Below are 7,849 nucleotides of genomic sequence, written 5' to 3' on the forward strand. Positions count from 1 at the left end.
CTCAGGCCGGAGCTGCGAAGTCGTCGAAGCGGAACGAGCAATCGGCGCTGTATTGCAGCCGGAGGTACTTGAACTGCACGTCGCGCTGACCGTCTGCGACGCGCTGGCGCCTGAATTCATCGCCCGTGCCCGCTGCGAGGAACCGGACGCGCAACGCCGCCAGCCGGCCGCTGGCTCGTTTCTGGTCGTACTCGACATTGGCCTGCCGCAGTGCTTCTTCGACACTGCTTGACAGTGCGCCGGCAAGTTCGACCCCCTGTGGGCCAGCCGGTGTGCTCGCCAGCTCCACATTGAGCGTGTAGCGGGACTCTGCGACGTCGGCCAGCATGATGAAGAACGGTGCCACCGTGCCGAACTCGGCGACCGCGGCGGTCACGGCCGACATCATTTGGAATTCGTAGAGCTTCTCGCCCGTAATGCTCGTGACGCCCTTGCCCTTCTGGACGAACGACAGGACCGGTGTGCGGTCAACGAAGCCCGTCACCCGCACGATGTCGTTCATGTCGTAGCGGTACAGACCGTCGGCCGTGGTCACGATGACGTAGTAGTCGCGGCCGGCCTCGAGATCGGCAAGCGTGCAGGTCTGCTCGCCACGGTCGGCATCGTCAGCAGCGGCCTCCCACCCATCGCGTTCTGCGAACTCAAAGAAGTTGTCCTGCAGGGTCGCGACGCAGGAGCCTTCGATGGGATCGATGTTGACGGTGCCGCTGACCTCGCTGGCGAGATAGCCGAGCTCGAAGACCGGGCAGTCGAGTGTCAGCATCGGCTGGAGACGCTCAATCGCCAAGCCGCAGCTCCCCCCGGTCCACGTCACGACCGCACGCAGGTCGCTCCAGATGTCGGCATAGGTGAGTCGACCTGCGGCCTCCAGGCGTCGACCGAGCGCCGCCGCTCGCTTCGGGTCTGCGCGGAGTCCGAGCTGGTCGTCGCGCCCAGGCACGTTGCAGCCAGCGGGCAGCCGCCCGGCGGCCACTGCGTCGAGCACCACGTCGGCCGAGTCATTGAGCACGTCCATCAGCCGGATGAACGTCGAGGGGTTGGCCGTCGCCATCGTGGTCACGGAGCCGTCAGCGGCGCCCAGCACCGCCATGGCCAAGTAGCGGGCGTCGTAGTCGGCGATGTCCGACACCGGCGCTGGCAGCACGTACCGGCGCCGCAGGAGCTTGCCCTGGCTCGCGTACAGCAGCCCTGACGCTGAGCCGTACGGCGTGCCTGCTGGCATGGTGCCCTCGTGCGCGGCACCGGTCACGGCGAACACCTTGCCGCCAAGCGCGGCGGTGCGCCGCGACAGCGCGTAGGCCGCGAGTCGCTGCAAGCGCTGGATGCGGGCGAGGCCGGCCTTGGTGAGCGGGATGTTCTTCGGCTCGGCGACGGTGCCGCTGGTCTGGTTGTAATAGACCGGCTGCTCGGCAGTGAGGCACCGCTGGCCGGTGGCTTCCTGCCGCTCGATCGCCTCCCTCAGGACTTCGTAGGTCTGCACCGGCACGGCACGGCGGTAGTCCTCGAAGCCGGCGATCGAGCCGAAGCGGTGATCAGTGCCGAACACCGAGCCGGCGTTATCGGAGAGGATGCGCTGCAGCACCTGATCCTGAACCGCCCCCGGATCGGCGCACGCACGCACGAGCCCGCGGTAGGTGCGCCCGCTGGCCGCGGCCAGCCCGGCCCGTAGCAGTCGATAGCTGAGGCCGTCGGTCGCCGATCTGCCCGTCACAACGGCGTCGCCGTTCCGGCTGCTCGCTTGTCGAGTCCTCGAATCAAGGGGGTGCGCATCTGGGCCAGGAAGCCTGCCGGGTAGTCGCGGTTCAGCAGACCGAGCCGCCCGACCGCCGCGTCGGCGGGAAGGTACCGGGTGCCGAACAGCACGTCCCAGATGATGAGGTTGTTGCCGAAGTTGTGATCCGACTCCGCCGGCAGTTCCGAGTGATGCCAGCGGTGCAGTTCCGGTCCGCTGATGAGGTAGTTGAGCCACCCGAGGCGAACATCGCAGTTGGAGTGCTGGTAGAAGCCGTTCAGCGCGTAGAACACGAAATAGACCGCGAGCACTTCGCTTCCCACGCCCACCAGCACAAACGGCAACGCGTCGACGCAGAACTGGACCGCTTTCTCCCCTGGGTGGAAGCGGCCGACGTTCAGCCAGTACAGCCGGTGCGGCGAGTGGTGCACGGCGTGCCAGCGCCACATGAAGGCCGAGCCATGGAACGCCCGGTGCAGCCAGTAGCGGAAGAAGTCGGCCACGGCCATCATCAACGCCGCTTGCAGCGCGACGGGCCAGCTGTGCGGCCACAGGCCCCCGAGGGTCAGGTCGCCCTCGCGCAGCCATCCGGCAAATGCCGCCGTCGCTGCCAGCGAGAGCAGCAGCGGCAGCACCACTTGGACGGCCACCATGAACGCCACATCGGCTCGTACGTCGGCACCCTGGGGGCGCCATTCGGTGCGGCAGGGCAGAGCGATCTCGTGCAGCGTGACCAGCCCCGCCCCAACGAGCACGGCGACGTATGACGCCGTCACGGCCGCCATCCCCAGCGACCCTGCGACTGCGTAGATGCCGACTCCCAACAGGATCACGGCCGGATACGAGAGCCGGACGGCCAACCTGCCGGCTGCGGTAGGCCGCTCCGGGTAGTGGGACAGATGCTCGGCCTCAATTCGCTCGGGCGGATCGGCGGCCGTCATGAGCCGAGCCTATGTTTCGGTGCGCTGGAGTCCGATGAAACAGCCGAGCGCGAGCGTTCAGTCGCCGAGGCGGACGATGGTGGTGCCGACGGTGCGTCCGGCAAGCAGGTCGACGAAGGCGCCGCCCGCAGCATCGAGCCCGTCGTAGGTGACATGGCGAGGCACGAGCGAGCCCGCGTCGATCCACTCGCGCATCTGGGCGCGGGCCTCCTCGTAGCGGCCGGTGTAAGAGAACACGAGGAAGCCCTGCATGCGCACCTGGTTGTTCACCAGCAAGCCCGGGATGCCTCGCGGACTGGGATCGGGGCTGGCGGTGTCGTAGGCCGAGACCGCTCCGCAGCACACGATGCGGCCGAACGTGGCCATGCGGAAGAGTGCCGAGCCGAGGATCTCGCCGCCCGTGTTGTCGAAGTACACGTCGATGCGGTCGGGCGTGGCGGCGCGGAACTCAGCCCGGAAGTCGGGCGAATGCCGGTTGATCGCCGCGTCGAAGCCCAGCTCGCCGACCAACAGCGAGCATTTCTCATCCGAGCCGGCTACGCCGACCACCCGGCAACCCTGCGTCTTGGCGATCTGCCCGACGATGTGGCCCACCGATCCCGCTGCTGCGGACACCACCACGGTCTCGCCCGGTTCGGGGCGCCCGACGTCGAGCAAGCCGAAGTAGGCGGTCAGCCCGTTAGTGCCGAGTACGCCGAGGTGCAAGGCGGGATCGAGCGCGCCGTCCGCGACGCGCAGCTCGCCGCCGGCCATCACAGCGTGGCGGCGCCAGCCAGTCGCGCCCACGACGGTGTCGCCGACGCTGATGCCGTCCGCGTTCGACGCTTCCACGATGCCCGCGCCCATGCCTCGCATCACCACACCGACTTCCGGGGCGCCCGCGTAGCTGGCGCTGCCCTGCAGGCCGGCTCGCTGTCCCGCGCCGATCGTGATCGCCTAAACCCGCACCAGCACCTCGCCTGGTCCGGGTTCGGCTGCATTATCGGGCCGCAACGCGAAGTGCTCAGCGCTGAGCGGCCCGTCGGGAGCCTCGGCAAGCACCACGCAGTCCGACACCCGCGCTGTGTTCGTATCTCCAGTCATGACCCGCTCCTCGATTCGTCAACGGATGTCGCTGCGGCACCACATGATTGCCGCTCGTCAGCGGCGGTTCTTCGCTCGTTTGCCAGAGGCAGCAGTCACCCGGGACACCGGCGACGATGGCTAACGCGACGAGCACGGCTCAGCGCAACTAACGTCCGCTGCCGTGTGCGCCGTCACCCGCAGGCGGCGCGAGCGACGCAACCGGCGGGAGACGGTGCGTCGACAGATGATGCAACACCCAACGGATCGGGAGCTATCCGCATGAAATATGCCGCGCCGACCACCATTGACGAGGCGAGGACACTGCTGGCCGGCGATGCCGGTGCCATCGTGTTCGCAGGCGCAACCGACGTCGTGCCGCAGATGCGCGCCGGGCGGCCTGAGCCGTCGATGGTGATCGACCTCAAGAAGATCGACCGCCTCATGTCAGTGAGCCTCGACGGCGATACCTGGCAGGTGGGTGCTGCGGCCCCCAGCTCGGCGCTCACGTCCAACGCCGCCATTGCTGCCGACTTCCCAGGCCTGACCGAGGCTGCCGGACTGATCGGGTCGGACCAGATCCAGAACCGCTCCAGCCTCGGCGGAAACCTCTGCAACGCCTCCCCCGCTGCCGACTCCGTGCCTGCCCTCGTCGTGAACGATGCGGTCGCCGTGATCGCTGCCGCTGACGGCGAGCGACGGGTGCCCGTCGCCGACGTGGTGACGGGGCCCGGCCAGACGTCGCTGGCGCATGACGAGATCGTGGTGTGCTTCGAGCTCGCCCGGCCAGCCGGCGGTACCTCCGATGCCTACCTGCGACTCATCCCTCGCACCGAGATGGACATCGCCGTGGTGGGTGCCGGCGTCCGGCTCACGCTGGACGACAGCGGCAATGTGAGCGCGGCTGCCGTCGCGCTCGGAGCGGTTGCGCCCACCGTCGTGCGGGTGCCTGCCGCCGAGGCGGCGCTCGTGGGCAGCAGCCTCGACGACACAGCGCTGGCCGCCGCAGCCGCAGCCGCCAGCGACGCCTGCAGCCCCATCGACGACAAGCGGGGCACGATCAACTACCGGCGCCAGGTTGCCGGCGTGCTCACCCGTCGAGCCGCCGGCATCGCCGCCGACCGGATCCGCACACGCAACGGACAGAACGGAGCGTCCTGATGAGCCGCACCCATGTGAACTGCGAGGTCAACGGCGACGCCGTTGACTTTCTGACCGAAGACGGCGAATCGCTGCTCAATGCCCTGCGAGACGAGCTGGGCCTGATCGGGGCCAAGGAAGGCTGCGGCACCGGCGACTGCGGTGCCTGCTCGGTCATCATGAACGGCCGCCTGCAGTGTGCCTGTCTGATCTTCGCCCCCGAGGCCGACGGCGCCGCCATCACCACCTGCGAGGGTCTCGCCAGCGCAGATGAACTGCACCCGCTGCAGCAGTGCTTCCTCGAAGGAGCCGCGCTGCAATGCGGCATCTGCACGCCCGGGTTCCTCATCGCCGCCAAGGCACTGCTCGACGAGAACCCCGACCCAACCGAGACCGAAGTGCGCTACGCGCTCGCCGGCAACCTGTGCCGCTGCACCGGGTACGACAAGATCGTGCGCTCGGTGCTCGAGGCCGCCGTCCAGATCCGCACCCCGGCCTGATTGACATCGGCTGGCTGAGACTCTCCTGACATCGCACAAGGACACCTGAACATGAGCACCACTGAAGCGCCCGCAAGCACTGGGACCAATGGCAATGGAGCGAGCGGGTACCGCTGGGTCGGCACCCGCCCCGTCCGCCACGACGGACTCGACAAGGTCGCCGGCAAGGCCCGCTACGCGGCCGACCTGAACCTGCCGGGAATGCTGTACGGGCACATCCTGCGCTCGCCGCATCCCCACGCACGGATCGTTTCGATCGACACCTCAGCCGCCGAGGCGATGCCCGGCGTGAAAGCGGTGGTCACCGGAGCCGACTTCCCCGAAGCACCGCCCAAGGGCGCCACGCGCAACCTGATGTGCACGGTGATCGCCCGCGACACGGTGCTGTACAGCGGCCATGCCGTGGCTGCGGTGGCAGCGTCCACCCGTCGTGAGGCCAAGGCAGCGGCGGAGGCCATCGAGGTCACCTACGAGCTGCTGCCCCACGTGCTGAACATCTCCGATGCGATGGCCGACGACGCACCGGTGCTGCACGACAACCTGTTCACGCGCGGCGTCGAGCCGCGGCCCACCGAGCCGTCGAACATCGCGGCACGCACGGTGTACGAGCGCGGCGATGTCGAGCAGGGGTTCGCCGAGGCCGACATCGTGATCGAGCGCGAGTTCTCGACCCAGGCAGTGCACCAGGGCTACATCGAGCCGCACGCCTGCGTGGTCGACTGCGACCAGGAGGGCAAGGCCGTCATCTGGGCTTCGTCGCAGGGCCACTTCATGGTGCGGTCGTCGACGGCCACGGTGCTGGGCTGGGACACCTCGCGCATCAAGGTGATCCCGGCCGAGATCGGCGGCGGCTTCGGCGGCAAGACGACGATCTACATCGAGCCGGTGGCGGCGCTGCTGTCGACGAAATCCGGCCGCCCGGTCAAGATCGTGATGAGCCGTGAGGACGTGTTCCGGGCAACCGGTCCCGCCCCGGGGGCGATCATCAAGATGAAGGTCGGCGCCCGCGACGACGGCACGATCACCACGGCGAAGGCCTGGCTGGCATACGAGAATGGGGCCTTTCAAGGCATTGCCGCGATGCTCGGCTGCATGTGCGTCGTATCGGCCTACACCCTCGATCATCTCTATGTGGAGGGCTTCGACGTAGTGCTCAACCGGCCGGTCAACGTGGCCTACCGGGCACCGTCGGCTCCCGCCGCGGCATTCGCGATGGATTCGATGGTCGACGAGATCGCGGAGCGTGTCGGCATCGACCCGATCGACCTCCGCATCCAGAACTGCCCCTCACAGGGCGACCCGACGCCGTACGGACCCAAGTGGCCGATGATCGGCCTGCGCAAGTGCCTCGAAGCGATCCGTGACAGCGATCACTACCAGTCGGAGCTGCCCGAAGGGCAGGGCCGCGGTGTGGCCAGCGGTTTCTGGTTCAACATCGGCGAGGCGTCGAGCGCCACGGTGAACCTGAACGAGAACGGCACCGCCACCGTGATCACCGGCAGCCCCGACATCGGTGGCAGCCGGGCATCGATGGCGCTGATGGCCGCCGAGGAACTGGGCCTCGATGTGCACCTGATCCAACCGGTCGTGGGCGACACCGAGGTAGTCGGCTTCACCGACGTGACCGAGGGCAGCCGCGCCACGTTCGCGACGGGCATGGCGGTCGTGGAGGCCTGCCGCGATCTCAAGGAGCAGCTGCGCAAGCGTGCGGCCAAGACCTGGGATTGCGACGTCAAAGAAGTCGAATGGGTCGACGGCTCGGCCGTGCACGGACCTGGCGAGCAGGAGCCGCTGACGCTGGCCGCCATCACCGGCAATGCGAAGCGCACCGGCGGCCCGCTGGGCGCCACTGCGTCGCTAAATGCCCGGGGCGCCGGCCCGGCCTTCTCGGTCCAGGTCGCCGACGTGTCCGTCGACCAAGAGACCGGGCGGGTCACCGTCGAGCGCTACACCACCGCGCAGGATGCTGGTACAGCGATTCACCCCAGCTACGTGGAAGGCCAGATGCAGGGCGGCGTGGTGCAGGGCATCGGCTGGGCGCTCAACGAGGAGTACATCTACTCCGACGATGGCAACCTCGAGAACCCGGGATTCCTCGACTACCGCATCCCGGTGGCGTCAGATCTGCCCATGATCGAAACCTGCATCGTGGAGGTTCCGAACCCGTCGCACCCCTATGGCGTGCGCGGCGTCGGCGAGGTGGGCATCGTGCCGCCGCTGCCGGTGATGGCCAACGCCGTGGCCGATGCCACCGGCGTGCGCATCAGCGATCTGCCGCTCTCGCCCCCGCGAGTGCTGGAAGCGCTGACGGCCGCCGAGAGCTGATCGCAACCCGAAGCCGCTGAGGCATTTCGTCGGGGCAACTCGATGGCGGTCGTTCACTTCTCGACCGACCAGCGCCAGCACACCGGCGGGACACCTGAGGTCACCATCGAAGCGGCGAACGTGCGCGACCTGGTGCGGCAACTCGCAGA

At 68.2% G+C, this 7,849-nt stretch carries 7 protein-coding genes; 3 read left to right on the top strand and 4 right to left on the bottom strand.

What is annotated here, in order from left to right:
* Window position 1 precedes the first annotated feature (1 nt).
* From VI480_RS01575 to VI480_RS01590, 4 genes are read right to left on the bottom strand one after another with little or no spacing between them, the layout of a single operon-like run.
* The gene (locus VI480_RS01575; RefSeq protein ID WP_323671054.1) at window positions 2-1,711 is read right to left on the bottom strand and encodes a GH3 auxin-responsive promoter family protein; all 1,710 of its coding nucleotides are present in this window, start codon (window positions 1,709-1,711) and stop codon (window positions 2-4) included.
* Window positions 1,708-2,673: a sterol desaturase family protein gene (locus VI480_RS01580; protein ID WP_323671055.1), complete on the bottom strand. Its 966-nt coding sequence runs from the start codon at window positions 2,671-2,673 to the stop codon at window positions 1,708-1,710. The genes VI480_RS01575 and VI480_RS01580 overlap by 4 nt, the downstream gene beginning before the upstream one ends.
* A gap of 57 nt (window positions 2,674-2,730) precedes the next feature.
* Window positions 2,731-3,606 (bottom strand): NADP-dependent oxidoreductase, encoded by an 876-nt coding sequence (locus tag VI480_RS01585; protein ID WP_323671065.1) that lies wholly within the window; start codon window positions 3,604-3,606, stop codon window positions 2,731-2,733.
* A gap of 3 nt (window positions 3,607-3,609) precedes the next feature.
* Window positions 3,610-3,756: a hypothetical protein gene (locus VI480_RS01590; RefSeq protein WP_323671056.1), complete on the bottom strand. Its 147-nt coding sequence runs from the start codon at window positions 3,754-3,756 to the stop codon at window positions 3,610-3,612.
* Window positions 3,757-4,017: 261 nt separating this feature from the next.
* Between VI480_RS01590 and VI480_RS01595 the strand changes: the two genes are divergently transcribed.
* From VI480_RS01595 to VI480_RS01605, 3 genes are read left to right on the top strand one after another with little or no spacing between them, the layout of a single operon-like run.
* Window positions 4,018-4,896, top strand: coding sequence for an FAD binding domain-containing protein (locus VI480_RS01595; protein ID WP_323671057.1), 879 nt, complete (start codon window positions 4,018-4,020; stop codon window positions 4,894-4,896).
* Window positions 4,896-5,375, top strand: coding sequence for a (2Fe-2S)-binding protein (locus tag VI480_RS01600; RefSeq protein ID WP_323671058.1), 480 nt, complete (start codon window positions 4,896-4,898; stop codon window positions 5,373-5,375). The genes VI480_RS01595 and VI480_RS01600 overlap by 1 nt, the downstream gene beginning before the upstream one ends.
* Window positions 5,376-5,426: 51 nt before the next feature.
* Window positions 5,427-7,700 (top strand): xanthine dehydrogenase family protein molybdopterin-binding subunit, encoded by a 2,274-nt coding sequence (locus tag VI480_RS01605; RefSeq protein WP_323671059.1) that lies wholly within the window; start codon window positions 5,427-5,429, stop codon window positions 7,698-7,700.
* The last annotated feature ends 149 nt before the right edge of the window (window positions 7,701-7,849 follow it).

The sequence above is a fragment of the Candidatus Poriferisodalis multihospitum genome, from assembly GCF_028283155.1.
In the GTDB taxonomy this organism is placed as follows: domain Bacteria; phylum Actinomycetota; class Acidimicrobiia; order Acidimicrobiales; family Poriferisodalaceae; genus Poriferisodalis; species Poriferisodalis multihospitum.